The sequence below is a fragment of the Streptomyces griseus subsp. griseus genome, from assembly GCF_000720255.1.
Classification (GTDB): domain Bacteria; phylum Actinomycetota; class Actinomycetes; order Streptomycetales; family Streptomycetaceae; genus Streptomyces; species Streptomyces griseus_I.
Genome location: NZ_JOJE01000007.1, coordinates 38063 through 61273 on the forward strand (window position 1 = coordinate 38063; position 23211 = coordinate 61273).

20 protein-coding genes and 1 pseudogene are annotated in these 23211 nt (G+C 70.9%); 6 read left to right on the top strand and 15 right to left on the bottom strand.

Annotated features, from left to right (window positions below):
- Positions 1-108: 108 nt before the first annotated feature.
- Complete coding sequence (locus tag IG99_RS12795) at positions 109-774, bottom strand: TetR/AcrR family transcriptional regulator (protein WP_037673135.1); 666 nt, start codon at positions 772-774, stop codon at positions 109-111.
- Positions 775-903: 129 nt separating this feature from the next.
- Here IG99_RS12795 and IG99_RS12800 point away from each other — a divergent pair, with 129 nt between their 5' ends.
- Together IG99_RS12800 and IG99_RS12805 are read left to right on the top strand one after the other, a co-directional pair.
- On the top strand, positions 904-1788 hold the full coding sequence (locus IG99_RS12800) for a shikimate dehydrogenase (RefSeq protein ID WP_037673138.1): 885 nt from the start codon (positions 904-906) through the stop codon (positions 1786-1788).
- Positions 1789-1817: 29 nt separating this feature from the next.
- Positions 1818-3611, top strand: a complete 1794-nt coding sequence (locus IG99_RS12805; RefSeq protein ID WP_037673141.1) for a bifunctional sugar phosphate isomerase/epimerase/4-hydroxyphenylpyruvate dioxygenase family protein — start codon at positions 1818-1820, stop codon at positions 3609-3611.
- Between the two features lie 8 nt (positions 3612-3619).
- Here IG99_RS12805 and IG99_RS12810 read toward each other — a convergent pair whose 3' ends face one another.
- On the bottom strand, positions 3620-5083 hold the full coding sequence (locus IG99_RS12810; protein WP_037673143.1) for a hypothetical protein: 1464 nt from the start codon (positions 5081-5083) through the stop codon (positions 3620-3622).
- An 87-nt stretch (positions 5084-5170) separates the two neighbouring features.
- On the opposite strand from IG99_RS12810, the gene IG99_RS12815 reads away from it, so the two are divergent.
- Positions 5171-5752 (top strand): hypothetical protein, encoded by a 582-nt coding sequence (locus IG99_RS12815; protein ID WP_037673145.1) that lies wholly within the window; start codon positions 5171-5173, stop codon positions 5750-5752.
- Positions 5753-5756: 4 nt separating this feature from the next.
- On the opposite strand, the gene IG99_RS12820 is transcribed toward IG99_RS12815, so the two are convergent.
- From IG99_RS12820 to tkt, 8 genes and pseudogenes are all read right to left on the bottom strand, one after another.
- Entirely contained in the window at positions 5757-6374 is a 618-nt protein-coding gene (locus IG99_RS12820; RefSeq protein ID WP_037673147.1) for a GyrI-like domain-containing protein, read from the bottom strand.
- Positions 6375-6414: 40 nt separating this feature from the next.
- On the bottom strand, positions 6415-7002 hold the full coding sequence (locus IG99_RS12825; RefSeq protein WP_037673150.1) for a histidine phosphatase family protein: 588 nt from the start codon (positions 7000-7002) through the stop codon (positions 6415-6417).
- A gap of 7 nt (positions 7003-7009) precedes the next feature.
- The gene (gnd, locus tag IG99_RS12830) at positions 7010-7900 is read right to left on the bottom strand and encodes a phosphogluconate dehydrogenase (NAD(+)-dependent, decarboxylating) (protein ID WP_037673152.1); all 891 of its coding nucleotides are present in this window, start codon (positions 7898-7900) and stop codon (positions 7010-7012) included.
- Between the two features lie 2 nt (positions 7901-7902).
- Entirely contained in the window at positions 7903-9564 is a 1662-nt protein-coding gene (gene pgi, locus IG99_RS12835) for a glucose-6-phosphate isomerase (RefSeq protein ID WP_037673153.1), read from the bottom strand.
- Between the two features lies 1 nt (position 9565).
- Positions 9566-10492, bottom strand: coding sequence for a glucose-6-phosphate dehydrogenase assembly protein OpcA (gene opcA, locus IG99_RS12840; RefSeq protein ID WP_037673155.1), 927 nt, complete (start codon positions 10490-10492; stop codon positions 9566-9568).
- Positions 10489-11849 (bottom strand): annotated as a pseudogene (gene zwf / locus IG99_RS12845) (glucose-6-phosphate dehydrogenase). The gene opcA and the pseudogene zwf overlap by 4 nt, the downstream one beginning before the upstream one ends.
- The gene (tal, locus tag IG99_RS12850) at positions 11846-12991 is read right to left on the bottom strand and encodes a transaldolase (protein WP_037673156.1); all 1146 of its coding nucleotides are present in this window, start codon (positions 12989-12991) and stop codon (positions 11846-11848) included. The pseudogene zwf and the gene tal overlap by 4 nt, the downstream one beginning before the upstream one ends.
- Before the next feature lie 19 nt (positions 12992-13010).
- On the bottom strand, positions 13011-15086 hold the full coding sequence (gene tkt / locus IG99_RS12855) for a transketolase (RefSeq protein ID WP_037673159.1): 2076 nt from the start codon (positions 15084-15086) through the stop codon (positions 13011-13013).
- A gap of 146 nt (positions 15087-15232) precedes the next feature.
- On the opposite strand from tkt, the gene IG99_RS12860 reads away from it, so the two are divergent.
- Entirely contained in the window at positions 15233-16138 is a 906-nt protein-coding gene (locus IG99_RS12860) for a helix-turn-helix domain-containing protein (RefSeq protein ID WP_037673160.1), read from the top strand.
- A 66-nt stretch (positions 16139-16204) separates the two neighbouring features.
- Here the strand turns inward: IG99_RS12860 and IG99_RS12865 are convergent, their stop codons facing one another.
- The 5 genes from IG99_RS12865 to IG99_RS12885 form a co-directional block, all read right to left on the bottom strand.
- Positions 16205-17602, bottom strand: coding sequence for a glycoside hydrolase family 16 protein (locus IG99_RS12865; protein WP_037673162.1), 1398 nt, complete (start codon positions 17600-17602; stop codon positions 16205-16207).
- Positions 17603-17801: 199 nt separating this feature from the next.
- Positions 17802-18659 (bottom strand): MBL fold metallo-hydrolase, encoded by an 858-nt coding sequence (locus IG99_RS12870; protein ID WP_037673164.1) that lies wholly within the window; start codon positions 18657-18659, stop codon positions 17802-17804.
- Positions 18660-18804: 145 nt separating this feature from the next.
- Positions 18805-19899, bottom strand: coding sequence for a carboxylate-amine ligase (locus IG99_RS12875; RefSeq protein WP_037673167.1), 1095 nt, complete (start codon positions 19897-19899; stop codon positions 18805-18807).
- Between the two features lie 135 nt (positions 19900-20034).
- A complete protein-coding gene (locus tag IG99_RS12880) occupies positions 20035-20787 on the bottom strand; it encodes an IclR family transcriptional regulator (RefSeq protein WP_037673170.1) in 753 nt (250 codons plus the stop codon).
- Complete coding sequence (locus tag IG99_RS12885; RefSeq protein WP_037673171.1) at positions 20784-21203, bottom strand: MarR family winged helix-turn-helix transcriptional regulator; 420 nt, start codon at positions 21201-21203, stop codon at positions 20784-20786. The genes IG99_RS12880 and IG99_RS12885 overlap by 4 nt, the downstream gene beginning before the upstream one ends.
- A gap of 198 nt (positions 21204-21401) precedes the next feature.
- On the opposite strand from IG99_RS12885, the gene IG99_RS12890 reads away from it, so the two are divergent.
- Together IG99_RS12890 and IG99_RS12895 are read left to right on the top strand one after the other, a co-directional pair.
- Entirely contained in the window at positions 21402-22319 is a 918-nt protein-coding gene (locus IG99_RS12890) for an SDR family NAD(P)-dependent oxidoreductase (protein WP_037673172.1), read from the top strand.
- Positions 22319-23206 (top strand): amidohydrolase family protein, encoded by an 888-nt coding sequence (locus IG99_RS12895; protein WP_199815506.1) that lies wholly within the window; start codon positions 22319-22321, stop codon positions 23204-23206. Before IG99_RS12890 ends, IG99_RS12895 begins: the two co-directional genes overlap by 1 nt.
- The last annotated feature ends 5 nt before the right edge of the window (positions 23207-23211 follow it).

Genomic DNA, 23211 nt, shown 5'->3' on the forward strand with positions numbered 1-23211 from the left:
GGGAGGGGCCGGATCTCTCGGCTAATTAACCCACTGGATAGTTAGTCGTGGTGGGTGGGATGGTGCGCCGTTGTTTCCCCGGGTGTCAAGAGGTCGTGCGGCGGGTGCCTACTCCGCCGCGCGCTCCGCCGTCAGGTAGGCGATCACCATGTCGCCCAGCATGGTGCGGTAGTGCTCGTGCTGAGCCGGGTCCACCAGGTCGCGGTCGAAGAGCACCCGGAAGGTGTGCCGGTTGGAGACCCGGAAGAAGCAGAACGAGCTGATCATCGCGTGCAGGTCGACGGCGTCGACATCGGCCGTGAACAGGCCGGACTCCTGGCCCGCCGCCAGGATCCGGCGGATCACGTCGAGCGCGGGCGAGCCGATCCTGCCCAGCTTCTCGGAGGCCGCGATGTGCTCGGCGCCGTGGATGTTCTCGATGCTGACCAGACGGATGAAGTCGGGGTGCTGCTCGTGGTGGTCGAAGGTGAGCTCGGCGAGGCGCCGGATGGCCGCGACCGGGTCGAGGTGCTCCACGTCCAGCCGCCGCTCGGCCTCGCGGATCACGCCGTAGGCCCGCTCCAGGACGGCCGTGAACAGCTGCTCCTTGCCGCCGAAGTAGTAGTAGATCATCCGCTTGGTGGTGCGGGTGCGGGCGGCGATCTCGTCCACGCGGGCCCCGTCGTAGCCGGCCCGGGCGAACTCCCGCGTGGCCACGTCGAGGATCTCGGCCTGGGTGCGGGCGGCGTCACGCGTGCGCCCGTTCGGTGCTGCCGCTTCGTCGGCGCGGGTCATCGGGTTCCTTCGGGCGAGGTGTCAGTGCCGCGATTGTAGGAGCTCGCAGGGGAGATCTTCCCAAGGTTCGTCTTCGCCTGCTATCACTAACGTACTGGTTCGTACATTAGTCACCTCGGGAGGCCGACCGTGCCCAAGGACTCGTATCTCGTCGGGCTGATCGGCTCCGGGATCGGCCCCTCGCTCAGCCCGGCGCTGCATCAGCGGGAGGCGGACCGGCAGGGCCTGCGCTGCCTCTACCGGCTGATCGACATCGAGACCCTGGGCGTACCCCCCGAGGCGGTGGGAGACCTGCTGCGGGCCGCCCGGGACCTGGGCTTCGACGGGCTGAACATCACCCACCCCTGCAAGCAGCTGGTCGTCCCGCACCTCGACGCGCTCTCCCCGCAGGCCGAGGCGCTCGGGGCGGTCAACACCGTCGTCCTGGACGGCGGCCGCGCCGTGGGCCACAACACCGATGTCACCGGCTTCGCGGCCTCCTTCGCGCGCGGGCTGCCCGACGTACCGCTGGAGCGGGTCGTGCAGCTGGGCGCCGGCGGCGCGGGCGCGGCCGTCGCGCACGCCACGCTCACCCTCGGCGCCGAACGGGTCACCGTCGTCGACGCGCTGCCCGAGCGGGCCGCCGCCCTGGCCGCGTCCTTGAACCGCGGCTTCGGGGCGGGCCGGGCGGCCGCCGCCGGCCCCGACCGGCTGCCCGGTCTGCTCGCCGAGGCCCACGGCGTCGGCGGCCTCGTCAACGCCACCCCCGTCGGCATGGCCGCCCACCCCGGACCGCCCCTGCCCGTCGAGCTGCTGCACCCGCGACTCTGGGTCGCCGACGTGGTCTACCGGCCGCTGGAGACCGAGCTGCTGCGCACCGCCCGCGCACTGGGCTGTCTCACCCTCGACGGCGGTGGCATGGCCGTTTTCCAGGCCGCCGACGCGTTCCGTCTGTTCACCGGCCGGGAACCCGACAGCGCGCGGATGCTCGCCGTGTTCACCGAGCTGGCCGGGGCCGTGCGGGCCCCCAAATAGCAACCCGAGGAGAGAGAAGAGGTACCGAGGTGCGCACGTCCATCGCCACCGTCTCCCTGAGCGGATCCCTCACCGAGAAGCTCACCGCGGCCGCCCGGGCCGGCTTCGACGGCGTCGAGATCTTCGAGAACGACCTGCTCGCGAGCCCGCTCACCCCCGAGGAGATCCGTGTCCGCTGCGCCGACCTCGGCCTCGGCATCGACCTCTACCAGCCGATGCGGGACATCGAGGCCGTGCCCGCCGAGGAGTTCGCCCGCAACCTGCGCCGGGCCCGGCACAAGTTCGAGCTCATGCGCAGGCTCGGCGCGGACACCGTCCTCGTCTGCTCCAGCGTCCACCCGCTCGCCGTCGACGACGACGCGCTCGCCACCGAACAGCTGAACCGGCTCGCCGACCTGGCAGCGGAGTCCGGCATCCGCGTCGCCTACGAGGCGCTCGCCTGGGGGCGGCACGTCAGCACCTACGACCACGCCTGGCGCATCGTCGAGACCGCCGGCCACCCGGCACTGGGCACCTGCCTGGACAGCTTCCACATCCTCTCCCGGACCTCCGACCCCAGGGGCCTCAACGGGATCGCGGACATCCCCGGCGAGAAGATCTTCTTCCTCCAGCTCGCCGACGCCCCGCTGCTCGCCATGGACGTCCTGCAGTGGAGCCGCCACCACCGCTGCTTCCCCGGCCAGGGCGGCTTCGACGTCGCCGGGCTCGTTCGGCAGGTGCTGCGCACCGGCTACGACGGCCCGCTCTCCCTGGAGGTCTTCAACGACGTGCACAGGCAGGCCGAGGCGGGCCCAACCGCGGTCGACGCCCGCCGCTCGCTGCTCGTCCTCGGTGAGGAGGTCGGCCTCGCATCCCTGCCCGAGCCCACCGCCCCCACTGGCGTCGCCTTCGCCGAGCTGGTCACGCCGGACGCGGCCCCCGTCTCCGCCCTCCTCGCCGCTCTCGGCTTCGCCCGGACCGCCCGCCACCGCCGCAAGCCCGTCGAACTCTGGGAGCAGGGCGCGGCGAGGGTCCTGGTCAACACCGGCCCGGCCGCCGGCCGCGACGGCACCTGCCTCGCCGCGATCGGCCTGGAGTCACCGGACCCCTCCGCCGCCGCACGTCGCGCCGAAGCCCTGCTCGCACCCGTACTGCCCCGCCGCCGCGCCCCCGAGGACGCCACCCTCGACGCCGTCGCCGCCCCCGACGGCACGGAACTCTTCCTGTGCGCCACGGACCGGCCGGGGCTGCCCAACTGGCGCGCGGACTTCGAGGACGTCCCGCGCACCGGCGCGGCCGCCGCGCGCGCCGTGCGGATCGACCACCTCTCACTCACCCAGCCCTGGCACCACTACGACGAGGCCGTCCTCTTCCACCGCAGCGTCCTCGGGCTGGACGCGCAGGAGAGCGTCGACGTCGCCGACCCCTACGGCCTGCTGCGCAGCCGCGCGGTCGCCAACGCCGACGGCGCCGTCCGCATCCCGCTCACGGTCGGCGCGGCGCCCGGCGACGACACGGCGCACGCCCGGCACATCGCGCTGGCCACCGACGACGTGGTCGCGGCGGCCCGCCGCTTCGTCGGCGCCGGCGGCCGCCTGCTGCCGATCCCGGCCAACTACTACGACGACCTCGCGGCCCGTTTCGAGTTCGCCGAGGGAGAGCTGGAGACGTACCGCGACCTCGGCATCCTCTACGACCGGGACGCGCAGGGCGTCTTCCGGCACTGCTACACCCACACCGTGGGGCGCGTCTTCTTCGAACTCGTCCAGCGCGACGGCGGCTACCAGGGCTACGGCGCCGCGAACGCGCAGGTGCGGCTGACCGCCCAGCACGCGGCCCGCTGACGTCCGCCTCACTGACGGCTGACGGTCCTGGTCACGCCCGCGACGACGGTGGTCGCCAGGATCCAGCCGGTGACGATGAGGACGTACGACAGAGTTTGGTACCCGCCGGTCGGGGCGAACGCGCCCTCCTGCCCGAACGAGATCACCGGCAGCAGCAGGTCGAGGGTGTAGAAGACCGGGTCGAAGCGGGGTGCCTCGGACGCCTTCAGCGCGGGCGGGTGGTGTGTGGCGTACGCGACCGAGCCGACGGCGAGCAGCGACAGCAGCCAGACGGCGGCACGCAGGGGGCGGAAGCCGTAGCCGACGGCCCAGTCCTGGAGGTGCCCCCACACCCGGCCGTACCAGGGGAGCGTGGACCGGCGCCGGCGCTGCTTGGCGAGCTGGACGAGCCGGGCGGCCTGGTCGTCGCCGATGCGCCGGTACGCGGCCGTCAACTGCTCGTAGGCGTGCGGGTCGAAGCCGCCGTCGTCACGCTCCAGCATCGGCAGCCGGCGCTCGGCGGGCTCGTGCGGGGTGAGGAAGGTGTAGGTGAGGTCGAGCAGCCGCACCTGGTCGGGCAGCATCTCCGGCTCCACGTCGAGCTGGTTGATCTCGGCCCGGCGCAGGTTCAGCAACCCCTCGACGCGGGGGCCCCGGCGCAGCCAGAACTCGCCGATCACACAACTGCTGGCCCGCAGAGCGGTGCCGCCCGGGTTGGACAAGCGGGCGTCCAGGAGATCCACCCGGCCCGGTATCCGGGCGCCACGCATGTCGATCCGGCCCTGTGCGCGCAGTCGCCGGCCCAGCAGGTTGGCGCCGATGTCGAGGGCCTCCGCCTCGATCACCCGGGCGCCGGGGTTGGTCAGCTCGGCGTCCTCCAGATCGAGCGAGCCGGCCACGGTGGCGCCGTCGAGCCGGACGAGACCCTGTGCGCGCAGGGACCGGGCACAGAGGTCGTCGTCGACGGTGGTCTGGTTGAGCTGGAGCACAGGGCGCGCCAGGGTCCCGGCGGTCGTCCCGGCGGGCTCGGCGGCGATCTCCACCTCGTCGAGGAACAGTGCCCCCGCGATCTGCGCCCCGTCCAGCCGCACCGGCCCGCCGAACCGGCAGCGCGTCAGCCGCAGGCTGCCTTCGACCCGGGCCCGGGTCACCGACAGGCCGGGCATCTCGGAGTCACGCATGCTGAGATAGCGCAGATGGGCGCCGATGAAGTCGGGGGCGGCCTCGAAACGGCAGTGGGTCAGATGGATGACGCTGTCCACCGTCGCGTACCGCAGCTCCAGCGCGCCGGTGACGAGGGCGCCCCTGATCTTGAGGGCCGCTATCTCCCCCGGTTCGTGTGGCCCGTTGAGGAGCAGCGCCCGCAACACCGCCGCCCTGACGGTCCGTTCGGCGCCCCACTCGTCCCCGGCGTCACGGAAGTCCACCTCCGCACCGGTGGCGAAGGCCCGCCAGAGGCGCTGCTCGGCCGGCGTCAGCTCGTTGATCTCCATCAGCGGGGACTCTGACGTGATCGCCTATGACTGTCAATGCCACGATGTCCCACAAGTCACGGACTACAGCCGACAGGAGGAGAACCGATGGCCGAGGACACGCCGGGCGGCACCTGGTCGGGGTGGCGTGACCGGACCGTCGACCTTCCCGGAGCCGGAACCGGCACACCCGTCCCACTGGAGTTCCGTGGCGGCTTCACGTCCGGTTTCGAACTGGTCGCCATGCGGAAGGGGGCGTACCGACAGCGCGACAGGAAACCCCTCGCCAGGATCCACCGACGCGGCCCCTCCCACCTCGTGCTGCCCGCCGACTGCGACGCCGTCGAGGTCCGACGCGTCCGCCACCGCAACGGCTCCGGCGGCTTCAGCGGATGGCGGCTGCGGGTGGTGGAGGCCGACGCGCTGCCCCGACAGCCCGCCGGGGACACCGATGTGAAGGGCACTGAGACCTTCGGGTACTTCGCGCCCAAGCCCTACTACGAGTACGCCCCGGTCCTGCGCTACGACTTCGTGGACGTCCCCGGGACGCTCAGCTACACCCCGGCCGACGGCGGCGAACAGCTCGTCCGTCTCACCTCGGCCGTGGACCGGAGGGGCAGCCTGCGGCTCCCGCGGCACGGATACGTGACCCTGTCCTCGTCGGGGATGTGGCGCGTCCGGGCCACCTGACCTGTCACCGGACGGTGACCGGTTGCCGGATCACCGTTCTGAGCCGTTCGGGCGCGGTGCGCCGGGGGTCCTTGAGGTAGATCTCGTGGTGCTTGCCGGACAGTGCGTATCCCTGTTCGGCGATGAAGCCGTGCAGGGCGGCGACGGTCGGTGCCTCGTCCGCGTACGGGCCCACGTGCATGATCTGGGCCACGAGCCCTTCGGCGAACGGGGCGAACCGGAGCCGGGGGAGCGCCTCGGCCTTCTTGCGGAGCTTGGCGGTGCCGAGCGTCTCCGCCACCAACTCCGGTGTGACAGCCGCCGGCTGGGCGATCATCATCGTCCATTGCCAGTCCTGCTTGCGCTCCACGGAGAACTGCTCCATGTCCGGCACCCACCACAGGCCCTCCAGTGGCATGACCTTGTGGTCGAGCCCGGACGTGCCCCGCTTGATCGTGAACTTCAGGGCGTACGAGGCCGTGTACAGCGCCTCGACCGCCGCGCGGTAGCCGTCGGAGGTGTTGGGATCGCCCTTGCCGTCGATCATCAGGTAGCCGAGGTCAGGGATCCGTGCCAGGACCGCCCTGCCCACGGGCGGCCGGTAGGCGTCCTTGAGTTCCCTCACCAGATCAAGTGGCGGCATGGGAAATCCCTCCCGGGACCAACCTACCGGCGGCACCGCCTCAGGGGCGTGTGTTCCACTCGGCGATCACCGGTCTTCCGTGTTCCGTCGACAGGCGGCTGACCGTGGCGGTCGCCAGTTGGAACAACCGGCCCTCGGCGGGCGGGAGTCCGAGACGACGGGCCGTGAGGACGCGCAGGAAGTGGCCGTGGGCGATCAGGACGACGTCGCCTTCCTCGAGTGCCGCCTCGACGCGGGACAGCACGCGGTCGGCGCGCAGTCCGACGTCTTCCGGCGACTCGCCGGGGTGGCCGTCCGGGCCGGGCGGGGTGCCGTCGGTCCACAGGTCCCAGGCGGGGCGGGTGCGGTGTATCTCCGCGGTGGTGATGCCCTCGTAGCCGCCGTAGTCCCACTCGTGCAGGCCGGGTTCGGGTACGGCACCGGTGAGGCCCGCGAGTTCGGCGGTACGGGCCGCTCGGTGCAGTGGGCTGGTGAGTGTCAGGGCGAAGGCCCGGCCGGAGAGGAGTGGAGCGAGGGACTTGGCCTGTTCCTCGCCCCGCTGGGTGAGGGGCAGGTCGGTCCAGCTGGTGTGCTGTCCCGACGCGCTCCACTCCGTCTCTCCGTGGCGGACCAGAAGAAGATCCCCCACGGCCGGACTACTCCTTCGCGGACTTCGTCGACTCGACGGCGTGACCGCCGAACTGGTTGCGCAGCGCCGCGACCATCTTCATCTGCGGCGAGTCGTCCTGGCGGGAGGCGAACCGGGCGAAGAGGGAAGCGGTGATCGCCGGCAGCGGCACCGCGTTGTCGATGGCGGCCTCCACGGTCCAGCGGCCCTCACCGGAGTCCTGGGCGAACCCGCGCAGCTGCTCCAGGTGCTCGTCCTGGTCGAGGGCGTTGACGGCGAGGTCCAGCAGCCAGGACCGGATGACGGTGCCGTCCTGCCAGGAACGGAACACCTCGCGCACGTCGGTCACCGAGTCCACCGACTCAAGGAGCTCCCAGCCCTCGGCGTAGGCCTGCATCATGGCGTACTCGATGCCGTTGTGGACCATCTTCGAGAAGTGCCCGGCGCCGACCTTGCCGGCGTGGACATAGCCGTACGGGCCCTCCGGCTTGAGCGCCTCGAAGATGGGGTGGAGGCGCTCCACGTGCTCCTTGTCGCCGCCGACCATCAGGGCGTAGCCGTTCTTGAGGCCCCACACACCGCCGGAGACGCCCGCGTCGACGAAGCCGATGCCCTGGGCGCCGAGCTCCTCGGCGTGCTTCTCGTCGTCCGTCCAGCGGGAGTTGCCACCGTCGACGACGGTGTCGCCGGACTGGAGCAGCCCGCCGAGCTCGTCGACGACGGACTGGGTCGCGGCGCCGGCCGGGACCATCACCCAGACCACGCGCGGGGCTTCGAGCTTGTCGACCAGTTCGGCGAGGCTCGCCACGTCGGAGAGCTCGGGGTCGCGGTCGTAGCCGATGACGGTGTGGCCGGCGCGGCGGATGCGCTCGCGCATGTTGCCGCCCATCTTGCCGAGGCCGATGAGTCCGATCTGCACGGTCAGTTCACTTCCTTGAGTTCACGGTAGGCGGCCACCAGGGCGGCGGTGGAGGAGTCGAGGCCGGGGACGTCCGCGCCCTCGGTGAGGGCGGGCTCGACCCGCTTGGCGAGGACCTTGCCCAGCTCCACGCCCCACTGGTCGAAGGAGTCGATGTTCCAGATCGCGCCCTGGACGAACACCTTGTGCTCGTAGAGGGCGATGAGCTGGCCGAGGACCGAAGGGGTCAGCTCGCGCGCGAGGATCGTGGTCGTCGGGTGGTTGCCCTTGAAGGTGCGGTGGGCGATCTGCTCCTCGGCCACGCCCTCCGCGCGGACCTCCTCCGCGGTCTTGCCGAAGGCGAGTGCCTGGCCCTGGGCGAACAGGTTGGCCATCAACAGGTCGTGCTGCGCCTTGAGTTCGTCGCTCAGCTCATCGACGGGACGGGCGAAGCCGATCAGGTCGGCCGGGATGAGCTTCGTGCCCTGGTGGATCAACTGGTAATACGCGTGCTGCCCGTTGGTGCCGGGCGTGCCCCACACCACCGGACCGGTCTGCCAGTGCACGGGGTCGCCGTCGCGGTCCACCGACTTGCCGTTGGACTCCATGTCCAGCTGCTGGAGGTACGCGGTGAACTTCGACAGGTAGTGGCTGTACGGCAGCACGGCGTGCGTCTGCGCGTCGAAGAAGTTGCCGTACCAGACGCCCAACAGACCCAGCAGAAGAGGCGCGTTGGCCTCGGCGCGGGCGTTCACGAAGTGTTCGTCGACGATGCGGAAGCCGTCGAGCATCTCGCGGAAGCGGTCCGGGCCGATCGCGATCATCAGGGACAGGCCGATGGCGGAGTCGTAGGAGTAGCGGCCGCCGACCCAGTCCCAGAACTCGAACATGTTGTCCACGTCGATGCCGAAGGCGGCGACCTTCTCGGCGTTCGTCGACAGCGCCACGAAGTGCTTGGCGACCGCCTTCTCCTCGCCGAGTCCGCCGGGGCCGTTCAGCAGCCAGGAGCGGGCCGAGGTGGCGTTGGTGATCGTCTCGATCGTGGTGAAGGTCTTGGAGGCGACGATGAACAGCGTCTCCGCCGGGTCCAGGTCGTGCACCGCCTCGTGCAGGTCGGCGCCGTCGACGTTCGAGACGAACCGGAACGTCAGCGAGCGGTCGGTGTAAGCCCGCAGCGCCTCGTACGCCATCGCGGGGCCCAGGTCGGAGCCGCCGATGCCGATGTTGACGACGTTGCGGATCCGCCGGCCCGTGTGGCCGGTCCACTCGCCGGAGCGGACGCGCTCGGCGAAGCCGCCCATCTTGTCGAGCACCGCGTGGACCTTGGGGACCACGTTCTCGCCGTCGACCTCGATCACCGCGTCGCGCGGGGCGCGCAGCGCGGTGTGCAGCACGGCGCGGTTCTCGGTGATGTTGATCTTCTCGCCGCGGAACATGGCGTCGCGCAGTCCGAACACATCGGTGGCGGTGGCCAGTTCCTGCAGCAGCGCCAGCGTCTCGTCGGTGACGAGGTGCTTGGAGTAGTCGATGCGCAGGTCACCGACGCGCACCACGTACCGCTCGGCACGCGCCGGGTCCGCCTCGAACAGCTCCCGCAGATGCGCGTTCCACTCGGCGCGGTGGTCCTGCAGGGCGGTCCACTCGGGCCGCCGGGTGAGCAGGGGGTTCTCGTGCGTCTCGGACATCTCAGACGGTCTCCTTGGTGCCCTCGCCGCGCAGGGCGACGGCGTACATCTCGTCGGCGTCGAGGCGGCGAAGCTCCTCGGCGATGAGTTCGGAGGTGGTGCGGACCTTCAGCGCGAGCGTGCGCGGCGGCTGGCCCGGCAGGGACAGCGTGGCGAGCGGGCCCTCGGGGCGGTCGATGAGGATCTCGCCGTTGTCGGTGCCCAGGCGCACCGCCGTGACCACCGGGCCCGCGGTGACGATCCGGTCGACCGTGACGCCGAGGCGGGCCTCCAGCCAGCGCGCGAGCAGCTCGGCGGCCGGGTTGTCGGCCTCGGCCTCCACCGCCGCCGACGTCACCTCCACCCGGGCCTGATCCAGGGCCGCGGCCAGCATCGAACGCCACGGCGTCAGCCGGGTCCAGGCCAGGTCGGTGTCGCCGGGCGCGTACGAGCGCACGCGGGCCCGCAGCACGTCGAGCGGGTTCTCCACCGCGTACAGATCGGTGATCCTGCGCTGCGCGAGCGCGCCCAGCGGGTCCTTCGAGGGCACCTCCGGCGCGTCCACCGGCCACCACACGACGACCGGCGCGTCCGGCAGCAGCAGCGGCAGCACCACGGAGTCGGCGTGGTCGGACACCTCGCCGTAGGTCCGGAGGATCACCGTCTCGCCGGTGCCCGCGTCGGCGCCCACGCGCACCTCGGCGTCCAGGTGCGAGCGGGTCCGCTCGCGCGGGGTGCGGGCCTGCCGCTTGATGACGACCAGGGTGCGCGAGGGGTGCTCGTGCGAGGCCTCCTCGGCCGCCTTGATCGCGTCGTAGGCGTTCTCCTCGTCCGTGACGATGACCATCGTCAGGACCATGCCCACGGCGGGGGTCCCGATGGCGCGGCGCCCCTGCACCAGCGCTTTGTTGATCTTGCTTGCCGTGGTGTCGGTCAGGTCGATCTTCATGGCCTGCGCCAGCTCCGTCCGTCTCGTGCGAGCATCTCGTCGGCTTCCCCGGGTCCCCAGCTCCCCGCGGGATACTGCGCGGGCCTGCCGTGTGTCGCCCAGTACTCCTCGATCGGGTCGAGGATCTTCCAGGACTCTTCCACTTCCTGGTGCCGCGGGAACAGGTTCGCGTCGCCGAGCAGCACGTCCAGGATGAGGCGCTCGTACGCCTCCGGGCTGGACTCGGTGAAGGACTCGCCGTAGGCGAAGTCCATCGACACGTCCCGGATCTCCATCGAGGTGCCCGGCACCTTGGAGCCGCGCCCGCCCAGCGGCGGTTGTCGACCTCCAGCTTGATCGCCGCGTACGTGTCGGTCTTCGACTGGGGGTCGATGCCGTCTTCCTGGAGGTAGCCGGCCACCTTCTCGCCGCCCTGCCAGCCCTCCGCGTACTGCGCGAGGACGGTGTGCTCGCCCAGGTGCTCCGGGAGGCGCACCGACTTCAGCACCTTGAGCTTCTCGGTGAGCAGCGCCTCGGCGTCGAAGGCGATGGGTTCCTCCATGGCGGTGAGCGCCATCAGCTGCAGGAGGTGGTTCTGGATGACGTCACGGGCGGCGCCGATGCCGTCGTAGTAACCGGCCCGGCCGCCGATGCCGATGTCCTCGGCCATCGTGATCTGGATGTGGTCGACGTACGACCGGTTCCAGATCGGCTCGTACATCTCGTTGGCGAAGCGCAGCGCCAGTATGTTCTGGACGGTTTCCTTGCCCAGGTAGTGGTCGATGCGGAACACCTGGTCCGGCTCGAACACGTCGTGCACGAGCGCGTTCAGCTCACGCGCGCTCGCCAGGTCGCGCCCGAACGGCTTCTCGATGACCGCGCGCCGCCAGGACCCCTCGGGTGCCTTCGCCAGCCCGTGCTTCTTCAGCTGCTGGACGACCTTGGGGAAGAACTTCGGCGGCACGGAGAGGTAGAAGGCGTAGTTGCCGCTGGTGCCGCGGGCCGCGTCGAGGTCGTCCACCGTCTGGCGCAGTGCCTTGAACGCCGTGTCGTCGTCGAAGTCGCCGGGGATGAACCGCATCCCCTCGGCGAGCTGCTGCCAGACCTCTTCGCGGAAGTCGGTGCGGGCGTGCTCACGGACGGCGTCATGCACGACCTGCGCGAAGTCCTGGTCCTCCCAGTCGCGGCGGGCGAAACCCACCAGGGAGAAGCCCGGCGGCAGCAGACCGCGGTTGGCCAGGTCGTAGACGGCCGGCATCAGCTTCTTGCGGGACAGGTCTCCGGTGACGCCGAAGATGACGAGCCCGGACGGCCCGGCGATCCGCGGCAGCCGCCGGTCGCGCCCGTCGCGCAGCGGGTTGGTCCACTCGGAGGTCATTCCCCGTCAACTCCCTTGCTGTCCAGTGCCTTCGTCACGGCGGCCAGCAGGTCGTCCCAGGCCGCCTCGAACTTGGCGACGCCCTCGTCCTCCAGGCGCTGCACCACCTCGTCGTAGGAGATGCCGAGCCGCTCCACCGAGGCGAGGTCGGCGCGGGCCTGCGCGTAGCCGCCGCTGACCGTGTTCCCCGCGATCCGGCCGTGATCCGCGGTGGCGTTCAGCGTGGCCTCCGGCATGGTGTTGACCGTGCCGGGCGCGACCAGTTCGTCGACGTACAGGGTGTCCTTGTACGCCGGGTCCTTGACCCCGGTCGACGCCCACAGCGGACGCTGCTTGTTGGCCTTCGCCCCGGCGAGGGCGGTCCAGCGGGCGCCGCTGAAGACGGCCTCGTACGCCTCGTAGGCGAGCCGGGCGTTGGCAAGCGCGGCCCTGCCCTTCAGCGCCAGCGCCTCGTCCGTGCCGAGGACGGTGAGCCGCTTGTCGATCTCGGAGTCGACCCGGGAGACGAAGAAGGAGGCCACGGAGTGGATGCGGGACAGGTCGAGCCCGGCCGCCCGCGCCTTCTCAAGGCCGGCGAGGTAGGCGTCCATGACCTCGCGGTAACGCTCCAGCGAGAAGATCAGCGTGACGTTGACGCTGATGCCGAGGCCGACGACCTCGGTGATGGCGGGCAGGCCCGCCTTCGTCGCCGGGATCTTGATCATCACGTTGGGGCGGTCGACCAGCCAGGCGAGCTGCTTGGCCTCGGCGATCGTGGCCGCCGTGCGGTGGGCGAGGCGGGGGTCGACCTCGATGGAGACGCGGCCGTCGCGGCCCTCCGAGGCGTTGTACACGGGACGCAGCACATCGGCGGCGGCGCGCACATCGGCGGTCGTCATCATCCGGACGGCCTCCTCGACCGTCACGCCCCGCGCGGCCAGCTCGGCGAGCTGCTCCTCATAGCCCTCGCCGGAGCCGATGGCGGCCTGGAAGATGGACGGGTTGGTGGTGACGCCCACCACGTTGCGGGTCCCGACGAGTTCGGCGAGGTTGCCGGACTCGATGCGCCGGCGTGACAGGTCGTCCAGCCAGACGGAGACGCCCTCGTCGGACAGGCGCTGCAGTGCTCCCGCGGGCGCGGTTGTTTCGGTCACAGTGATCATCTTCTTTCGGGCGGTCGTATCAACCACGCGCGGCGGCCAGCGATGCCCTGGCTGCGGCGACGACGTTCTCGGGTGTGAAGCCGTACTCGGTGAACAGGGTCTTCGCGTCGGCGGAGGCGCCGAAGTGTTCGAGGGAGACGATGCGTCCTGCGTCACCTACGAAGCGGTACCACGTCAGACCGATCCCGGACTCGATCGCGACGCGGGCCCGCACGGACGGCGGAAGGACCCGCTCGCGGTACTCGCGCGGCTGCTGCTCGAACCACTCCACGGACGGCATCGACACCACCCGGGTGCCGATGCCCTCGGCCTGAAGCGTCTCGCGGGCCGCGACGGCGAGCTGGACCTCGGAACCGGTCGCGACGAGGACGACCTCCGGGACCTCGGTGGAGGACTCCGCCAGCACATAACCGCCCTTCGCCGCGTCCGGGTTCGGCGCGTAGGTCGGTACACCCTGACGGGTGAGGGCGAGGCCGTGCGGGGCCGGGTCGGTGGCGTGCCGCCTGAGGATCTCCGCCCAGGCGATCGCGGTCTCGTTGGCATCGGCCGGACGGACCACGTTCAGCCCGGGAATGGCCCGGAGTGCGGCCAGGTGTTCGACCGGCTGGTGGGTGGGGCCGTCCTCGCCGAGGCCGATGGAGTCGTGCGTCCACACGTACGTCACCGGCAGCTGCATCAGGGCCGACATCCGCACGGCGTTGCGCATGTAGTCGGAGAACACCAGGAACGTGCCGCCGTAAATACGGGTGTTGCCGTGCAGGGCGATGCCGTTCATCTCCGCGGCCATGGAGAACTCGCGGATGCCGAAGTGGATGGTACGGCCGTACGGGTCGGCCTCGGGAAGCGGGTTGCCCCGCGGCAGGAACGACGACGTCTTGTCGATGGTGGTGTTGTTCGAACCGGCGAGGTCGGCGGAGCCGCCCCACAGTTCGGGGATGACGGCGCCGAGCGCCTGGAGCACCTTGCCGGAGGCGGCGCGGGTGGCGAGGGACTGGCCCTCCTCGAAGACCGGCAGGGTGTCCTCCCAGCCCTCGGGCAGCTGACCGGCGACGACCCGGTCGAACAGCTCGCCCAGCTCGGGCCGCGCGGCGCGCCATTCGGCGATCCGCTTGTCCCAGGCGTTGTGCGCCTCCGCGCCCCGGTCCAGGGCCGCCCGGGTGTGGGCGAGGATGTCGTCGGCGACCTGGAAGGAGCGCTCGGGGTCGAAGCCGAGGACGCGCTTGGTGGCCGCGACCTCGTCCTCGCCGAGCGCGGAACCGTGCGAGGCCTCGGTGTTACGGGCGTTGGGCGCGGGCCAGGCGATGATCGTCCGCATCGCGATGATCGACGGACGCCCGGTCTCGTCCTGTGCCGCCCTCAGGGCCGCGTACAGCGCGTGCACGTCGACGTCGCCGTTCTCCTCCGGCTCGATGCGCTGCACGTGCCAGCCGTACGCCTCGTACCGCTTCAGCACGTCCTCGGAGAAGGCGGTCGCGGTGTCGCCCTCGATGGAGATGTGGTTGTCGTCGTAGAGGAAGACCAGGTTGCCGAGCTTCTGGTGGCCGGCCAGGGACGAGGCCTCGGCGGAGACGCCCTCCTGGAGGTCGCCGTCGGAGACGATCGCCCAGATGGTGTGGTCGAACGGCGAGGTGCCCTCGGGGGCGTCCGGGTCGAACAGGCCGCGTTCGTAGCGGGCGGCCATGGCCATGCCCACCGCGTTCGCCACGCCCTGGCCGAGAGGGCCGGTCGTCGTCTCGACCCCCGCCGTGTGCCCGTACTCGGGGTGGCCCGGGGTCTTCGAGCCGTGCGTCCGGAACGACTTCAGGTCGTCCAGCTCCAGCTCGTACCCGGCGAGGAAGAGCTGCGTGTAGAGAGTCAGCGAGGTGTGGCCGGGGGAGAGCACGAACCGGTCGCGGCCCGTCCACTCCGGGTCGGCCGGGTCGTGGCGCATCACCTTCTGAAAGATGGTGTACGCCGCCGGTGCCAGGGCCATCGCGGTGCCGGGGTGGCCGTTGCCGACCTGCTGTACGGCATCCGCCGCCAGAAGGCGCGCGGTGTCGACGGCACGCCGGTCGAGCTCGGTCCACTCGAAGCTGTCGGGCGTTCGCGTGCTCATCTTCAAGAAATCCTCGATAGGAGCGGGATAGCTGCTCTGACGTGTTCGAACTTAAAAGTCTGACTTTTACGGCGGTAGGTCTCCGTGTGCCAGCCTTTGGTGAAAGTGGGACACCAACATCAGGGTTGAGGCGGTACGAGAAGGACATGGCGGACAGAACCATCCAAGCCGCGGACGGTGACGGCGACACCAACGCGATCAGAACGTTCCCCTTCCCGGTCGGCCTCAGCGTCGGCGGCGTCGGCATGCAGATCGGTCCGATGGGCACCGACCGCACCTGGCACGCCGACGCCCCCCTGGAGCGTGTCCACCGAATCGACTTCCATGTCGTCATGTTCTTCGGCGACGGCCCGGCGCGGCACATGGTCGACTTCGCCGAGTACGAGGCGACGGCCGGCGATGTGCTGTGGATCCGCCCCGGCCAGGTCCACCGCTTCTCGCGCACCAGCGAGTACCGCGGAACCGTCCTCACCATGCAGCCCGGCTTCCTGCCGCCCGCCACCGTCGAGGCCACCGGCCTGTACCGCTACGACCTGCCGCCCCTGCTCCGCCCCGACGAGCCCCGCCGCACCGCCCTGCACGCGGCCCTCGCCCAGCTGCGACGGGAGTACGAGGACACCGCGACCCTGCCGCCGGGCTTGCACGCCGCGGTGCTGCGCCACTCGCTGACGGCGGTCCTGCTGCGGCTGTCGCATCTCGCGACGAGTTCCGCCGAGGCGGAACGCCGCCAGGCCGACACGACGTTCACCCTCTTCCGGGACGCCGTCGAGAAGGGCTTCGCCACCAACCACAGCGTCAGCGCCTACGCCGACGCGCTCGGTTACTCCCGCCGGACCCTCGTCCGCGCGGTGCGTGCCGCGACCGGCGAGACGCCCAAGGGCTTCATCGACAAGCGGGTCGTCCTGGAGGCCAAGCGCCTCCTGGCCCACTCGGACCTGCCCATCGGCCGCGTCGGCGCGGCGGTCGGCTTCCCCGACGCGGCCAACTTCTCCAAGTTCTTTCACCAGCACACCGACATGACACCGGCGGCGTTCCGGGCGGAGCTGCGGTAGCCCGAACGCGGGTGCGCCCCGCGATTCTCCGCGGGGCGCACATGAGCGGCCGGATCAACGGCCCCGTCAGTGACCGAAGTCGAACCAGTTCACGTTCACGAAGTCCGACGGCTGGCCGCTGGTGAAGGTCAGATAGACGTCGTGCGTACCGGTCACGGAGCTGATGTTCGCCGGGACCGTCCGCCACGACTGCCAGCCACCGGTGTTGGCCAGTGCGAAGCTGCCGATCGGCGCATTGTTACGGCTGTCCAGGCGGACCTCGACCAGACCGCTGACGCCGCCCGCCGCTCCGCTCGCCACCCGGGCGTAGAACTGCCTGGCCGCCGTGGAGCCGAAGTTGACGCCCTTGAACAGGGCCCAGTCGCCGTTGGCGAGGGAGCCGATGTTCTGGCCGCCTCCGGTGTCGGACGTGGACTCGGTGCTCACGCCGGACTGGCCGTCGTAGGACTCGGCCTGGATGGCGCTGTAGGCGTCGCGGTTGCCGGTCGGCGGGGGAGTGGTGCCGCCACCGCCGCCGCTGCCGGCCGCCTGGAGCACCTGGACGTAGTCCACGACCATCGGGACGCCGGAGCGGGTGTCGCCGTCGAGGCCGCCGCCGAACGCGTCGGGGAAGGCGCCGCCCATCGCCACGTTCAGGATGATGAAGAAGCCGTGGTTGGTGGCGTTGGACCAGGTGGTCGCGTCGACCTGGTTGGCCGTGACCGTGTGGTAATTGACGCCGTCGACGAGGAAGCGGATCGCCTCCGGACTGACCGAGCGGTCCCACTCCATGGCGTAGGTGTGGAACCCGGACTGGCACGTGGTGTTGGGGCACGCGGTGCTGTTGCCGATGCCGGTCGTCTCGTTGCAGGGCCCGCCGGGGTTGGTGCCGCAGTGCATCGTGGCCCACACGGTGTTGCGGCCCTGGACGTTCTCCATGATGTCCAACTCGCCGACACCCGGCCAGTTCTGGTAGTTGCCGCGGTAGGGCGCGCCCAGCATCCAGAACGCCGGCCAGTAGCCCTCGGCGGCGGTGCCGGTGACGTTGGGCATCTGCAGGCGGGCCTCGACGCGCAACTTGCCGCCCGACGGGGGCTGGAAGTCGGTGCGGTTGGTCTCGATGCGGCCCGAGGTCCATCTGCCGGACGAGTCGCGCAGCGGGGTGATGCGCAGGTTGCCGTTGCCGTCGAGTGAGACGTTGCTGGTGCTGTTGGTCATCGTCTCGACCTCGCCGGTGCCCCAGTTGGCGGGGCCTCCCGGGTATGAAGTACCGGTCGAGTACTGCCAGTTGGAGGTGCTGACGCCGGCGCCGGCGGCGCCGTTGAAGTCGTCCAGGAAGACCTGCGTCCAGCCGGACGGGGGCGTTGGCGCGGAGGCGTTCGCGGGGAGGGTGGCGGCCGTCGCCGCGGCGGCAGCCAGACCGAGGGTGCCGAGTACGGCGACGAGGGCGCGTCGCCGTCTGGACATGCCGGAGGTTGCACTCATGGGGGAGCCTCTCGGGTACGGAGTGGTGGAGTGCGGGGTGCCTTTGAGAGCGCTCTCAAGGTGCGCCCAATGTGCTCTCCGTCCCGAGAGCCGTCAAGACTTAAAGCGAGGAAAGTCCTTTCACGGCCCGGAAGTTCACGACGTGAACCGCGTAAACCGGCTAAACCGCGCCGCCCGCCCTCCCCGAAGCCGCCGCCACTCACATGACCGTGGGCGCCACCCCCGCCTCCGCCGTGATCCGCGCGTGTTGGCCGCGACGGCAGGGCACCACGCGGTCTGCGAGCCCGACGGCGTCGGCCTCCGCGAGGAACGCGGAGAGGGGGGAGCAGAACACGGTGTAGTCGTCGTAGTGGACCGGCAGGATCAGCCGGGGGTCCAGGCGGCGCGCCAGCTCCGCCCCCTGCGCGCCGTCCATGGTCACGACGAAGCCGCCCGGTAGGCGGGTGCCGCCGAGGTGGAGCACCGCCAGGTCGGCGGTGGGGAAACGCCGGGCGATCTCGTCGAGGCCGTCGTACACCAGCGTGTCGCCGGAGACGTACAGCCGCAGTCGCGTCGGGCCCCGCACGGGGCCGAACTCCAGCATGCTGCCCATCACCGGCGGCAGCAGTCCGCGCAGCAGGGGACGGCCGGCGTGCCGGCCCGGCAGCGCCGTGACCTGGACCCGCACCGCGTCCCGGCGCAGGGTGAAGCCCCGCCAGGTGCGCAGTCCCGCGGTGTGCGCAAAGCGGTGCACCACCCGGAGACGGCGCGCGGCATGCGGGGTGGTCAGCACGGGCACGGTGTGGTCGAGGTGCCGCCGGGCCCGGCGGTCCCAGTGGTCGCCGTGCAGATGCGACAGCACGATCCCGTCGAGGCGGGGCAGGTCGCCGACGTCGAGGGCCGGTTCGGTCAGACGGCGGCTGAGCAGCCCGTGTCCGAGGTAGGCGTGCTGTCCCCGGTGCAGGAAGTTGGGATCGGTGAGCAGGGTGAGCGGGCCGTAGCGCAACAGGACGGTCGCGTTGCCGATGAAGTGCAGGTCGAGCGCGTCCTCGGTGGCCTCGTCGGTGAAGTGCCTCATGACCGTCCCGTCCGACGGGGCCCGGAGGACACCCCGTCCTGCCACTGACTGTCCCGATGCCGCCTCCGGATCCCCGCAGTACCCCCCGCAGGGCCTGATCATCACGTCTGGCGGCTGAGCACATGGAGCCGTTCGGTGTGCCCGGTCAGGGTGTGGTGCTCTCGCTGCTGACCAGGTCGGTCACCGCCCTGAGGCCGCCGTCGGCGAGTGCGGCGCGCTGGCGGTCCGCGCCGGTGCCGTCGCGCAGCAGCCGGTGGACCAGGGAGGCGACCTGCCGGGTGTCGCCGGTCGCGTCGAGTGCGGGAGCGGTGTACCGCTGGAGTTCGTAGAGCACGTCGCCGGCCCGCCTCCGGCTGCCCCGGGGATCGATCAGGGCGTCGCTCAGCCCGTGCCGGGCCGCGTGCCACATGGCGGCCTGGAGCAGTTCCGGGGCGCAGTCCGGGACGTGGGTCCCGGCCGCCGCGTCCGCGAGGGTGATCTCCACCAGGGCCCGGATGATCCCGGCGAACATGACGGCGTCGTCCGCGCGCAGCTGGACGTCCAGGCAGCGCACCTCGATCGTGGGGTAGCGGTCCGAGAGGCGGGCCTGCCAGTACAGCTGACCGGTGTCCGTGATCAGACCGCTGTCCAGGAGCTGCTGCACACGTCGGTCGTGGTCCGCGATGTCGAGGAAGGCGGGCGGCATGCCGCTCACCGGCCAGCGCCCGAAGATCACCGTGCGCCAGCTGGCGAACCCGGTGTCGTGGCCGTCCCACAGCGGGGAGTTCGCGGACATCGCGGTCAGGGTCGGCAGCCAGGGCCGGAGCCGGTTGAGGACCTGTACCCCGGCCTCACGGCTGGGCACGCCCACGTGCACGTGCATGCCGTTGACCATCTGTTCCGCCACGAGCTGCGGTGCCTGCATGGCCATGGCCCGGTAACGTGCCCGGTGGGTGACGGCCACGGGACGGCCGTGGCGCAGCGGTGGTGTCGCGCAGGTCGCGATCCGGCAGCCGTGCGCCTCGGCTGCGGCTCCGACGGCGTGCCGCAGGCGCAGCAGATGGCCTCCGACCTCCTCGAGGGTGCTGCACACCGGCGTGGCCACCTCGACCTGTGCCTGGAGCAGCTCGTACTGCACCTCCTGGTCGGCCGTGAGCGACGCCAGGCCCGCCGCGACGCGCACCTTGTCGGCCTGTGGCACCGGCAGGCCGGTGACCGCGTCGAGCAGGAGGTACTCCTCTTCCACACCGATCGTCGTCATCGGGCGCCCCTTTGTCCCGCACCCCGGAGGATGCACATCCACGGGTGACCCGAGTGTCGCACTTGATTCATGACAAAAGCGACCAAATGGGCGCGGATGTGAAAGGAGGGGAGGTCCGGATCCGTTTTCAGCGGGTCACGGCGTGTCCGGCTGCCACCCCAGCGCCCGCGAGATCCCGCGCGCCGCCATCCGCACCGCCGGGATCAGCACCGGTACCTGGGCGTCGGCCTGGGGGACGACCACCGACAGGGCGGCGACCACCGCGCCGCCCGGCCCACGGACCGGGGCGGCGACCGAGAGGGCGTCCTCGGTGACCTGGCGGCTGCTCACGGCCACGTCGGTGCGCCGCACCTCCGCGAGCACCCGGCGCAACCGGTCGCCGTCGGTGATGGTGTACGGGGTGAAGGAGGCGAGCGGGCCGGCGCAGTACCGGTCCTGGAGGTCCGGCGCGCAGTGCGCCAGCAGGGCCAGTCCGACGCCCGTGGCGTGCAGCGGCCAGCGCGCCCCGACCCGGATGTGCACGCCGACCGCGGAACGCCCCGACAGCCACTCGGTGTAGACCACCTCCGACCCGTCCCGCACCGCCAGCTGCACGTTCTCGTGCGTGGCCTCGTACAGATCCTCCAGGTACGGCAGCGCGACCTGCCGCAGCGCCAGACCGCGCGGTGCGAGCGCCGCGATCTCCCACAGGCGCAGCCCGACGTGGTAGACGCCGGCGCCGTCCCGCTCCAGGGCGCCCCATGAGGTCAGCGCGCCCACGAGGCGGTGCGTGGTGGTCAGTGTCAGACCGGCCCGGCGGCTGATGTCGCTCAGGCACAGCGCCGTGTGCTCGTGGTCGAACGCGGCCAGCACGGCCAGCAGCCGGTCGGGCGCGGAGCGGGCGGTCATGGCTGGTCGGCGACTCTCAGCAGGAGGGTCTGGAGCGTCTCGCGTTCGGCCGGGTCGAGCGGGGCGAGGAGTTCGTTGGTGACCTTTCTGCCCGCCTCGTCGGTGTCGCGCAGAAAGGCGCGGCCGTCCTCGGTGAGGACGACGATCCGGCTGCGGCGGTCGTCGGGGGAGGGGCGGCGCTCCGCGAAGCCCAGCTTCTCCAGATCGTCGACGAGGCCGACGATCGCGCTCGGGTCGTAGCCGAGCCGGGTGCTCAGCTCGCGTTGGAGGGCTCCCTCGGAGCCGACGAGATAACGCAGCACCGCGTAGTGCCGCAGTCGCAGCCCCGACTCCTGGAGGAACGTGTTGAACAACTGACCCGAGCGCAGGCCGAGGCGGTACAGCAGGTAACCGGCGTCCGCGTGCAGCCCGCGCATCCATGGCTCGTCCGAGTCGATCGTGTTCGGGTTCGTGACGTGCTGACGTGTGATGGCGGACTCCCTGGGTCGGTGCGACAGGCGAATTCCAGCATGACGCACCCCAAGGTCGCCAACAACTATTGACGTCAACAATTATTGCTCTTAGCTTCGATCTCGAAGCCGCACCCCAGCATCCGTTCGTGAAGGGACCCACTCGTGCCCAGCATCGATCTCACCGGCAAGGCCGCCGTCGTCACCGGCAGCGGCCGGGGCCTCGGCCTCGCCTACGCCCACGCCCTGGCCGCCCACGGTGCGTCCGTGGTCGTCAACGACATCGACGAGGCGGTGGCCGAGGCGGCCGTGAAGTCCATCACCGAGGCCGGCGGCAAGGCCGTCGCCGAGGTGGTCCCGGTCGGTACCTCCGAGGCCGCCGACCGGCTCGTGAACCGGGCGGTCGAGGAGTTCGGGCGGCTCGACGTCCTGGTCACCAACGCGGGCATCCTGCGCGACAAGGTCCTGTGGAAGATGACCGACGACGACTTCGACGCGGTGATCGCCACCCACCTCAAGGGCACCTTCACCTGCGCCCGCGCCGCCGCCGTACGGATGCGCGAGCAGGGCGAGGGCGGCACCCTGGTCCTGGTCGGCTCCCCGGCCGGCCAGCGCGGCAACTTCGGTCAGACGAACTACGCCGCCGCCAAGGCCGGGATCGCCGCGTTCGCCCGCACCTGGGCCATGGAGCTGGGCCGCGCGAACATCACGGTCAACGCGATCGTGCCGGTCGCCGCGACCGCGATGACGGAGACCATCCCGGCCTTCGCTCCGTACGTCGAGGCCATGAAGAACGGAGAGCCACTGCCGGACTTCCTGCGCAAGGGTGAGGGCTTCGGCACCCCCGAGGACTGCGCGGCCCTGGTTCCGTTCCTCGCCTCCGAGGCCGCCCGCGGCATCACCGGCCAGGCCATCGGCATCGGCGGCGACAAGGTGGCACTCTGGTCGCATCCGCAGGAGATCAGGGCGGCCTACGCCGACGGCGGCTGGACCCCCGACACCCTGGCCGCCGCGTGGCCGACCTCGGTCGGCGCGGAACTCCAGACGGTCGGCATTCCGGCGCCGAAGCTCCCGGAGGCGTGATGGCCCCCTCACTGAACCTCGACGACCTCGTCGCGATCGACGTCCACACCCACGCGGAGGTGTCCTCCAAGGGCCACTCCTCCCTGGACGACGACCTGCACGACGCGTCCTCCGCCTATTTCAAGGTCGAGGGCAAGCGCAAGCCCACCCTGGAGGAGACGGCCGCCTACTACCGCGAGCGGAGGATGGCCGCCGTGATCTTCACGGTGGACGCCGAGTCCGCGACCGGGACGGCCCCCGTTCCCAACGAGGAGGTCGCCGAGGCGGCCGCCGCCAACGCGGACGTCCTCATCCCCTTCGCCTCCATCGACCCCTTCCGCGGGAAGGCGGGCGTGAAGCAGGCCCGTCGTCTGGTCGAGGAGTACGGCGTGCGGGGCTTCAAGTTCCACCCCAGCATCCAGGGCTTCTTCCCCAACGACCGCTCGGTGGCCTACGACCTCTACGAGGTGATCGAGGAGACCGGCACGATCGCCCTGTTCCACACGGGTCAGACCGGCATCGGCGCCGGGGTGCCCGGTGGCGGCGGCATCCGCCTCAAGTACTCCAATCCGCTGCACGTCGACGACGTGGCCGCCGACTTCCCGCATCTGAAGATCATCCTGGCGCACCCGTCCTTCCCCTGGCAGGACGAGGCCCTCGCCGTCGCCACGCACAAGCCGGGCGTGCACATCGACCTGTCCGGCTGGTCGCCGAAGTACTTCCCGCCGCAGCTCGTGCAGTACGCGAACACGCTGCTGAAGGACAAGGTCCTCTTCGGCTCCGACTTCCCCGTCCTCACCCCCGACCGCTGGCTCGCCGACTTCGAGAAGCTGTCGATCAAGGACGAGGTGAAGCCGAAGATCCTCAAGGAGAACGCCGCCCGCCTGCTCGGGCTGACGAAGCCATAAGGGGC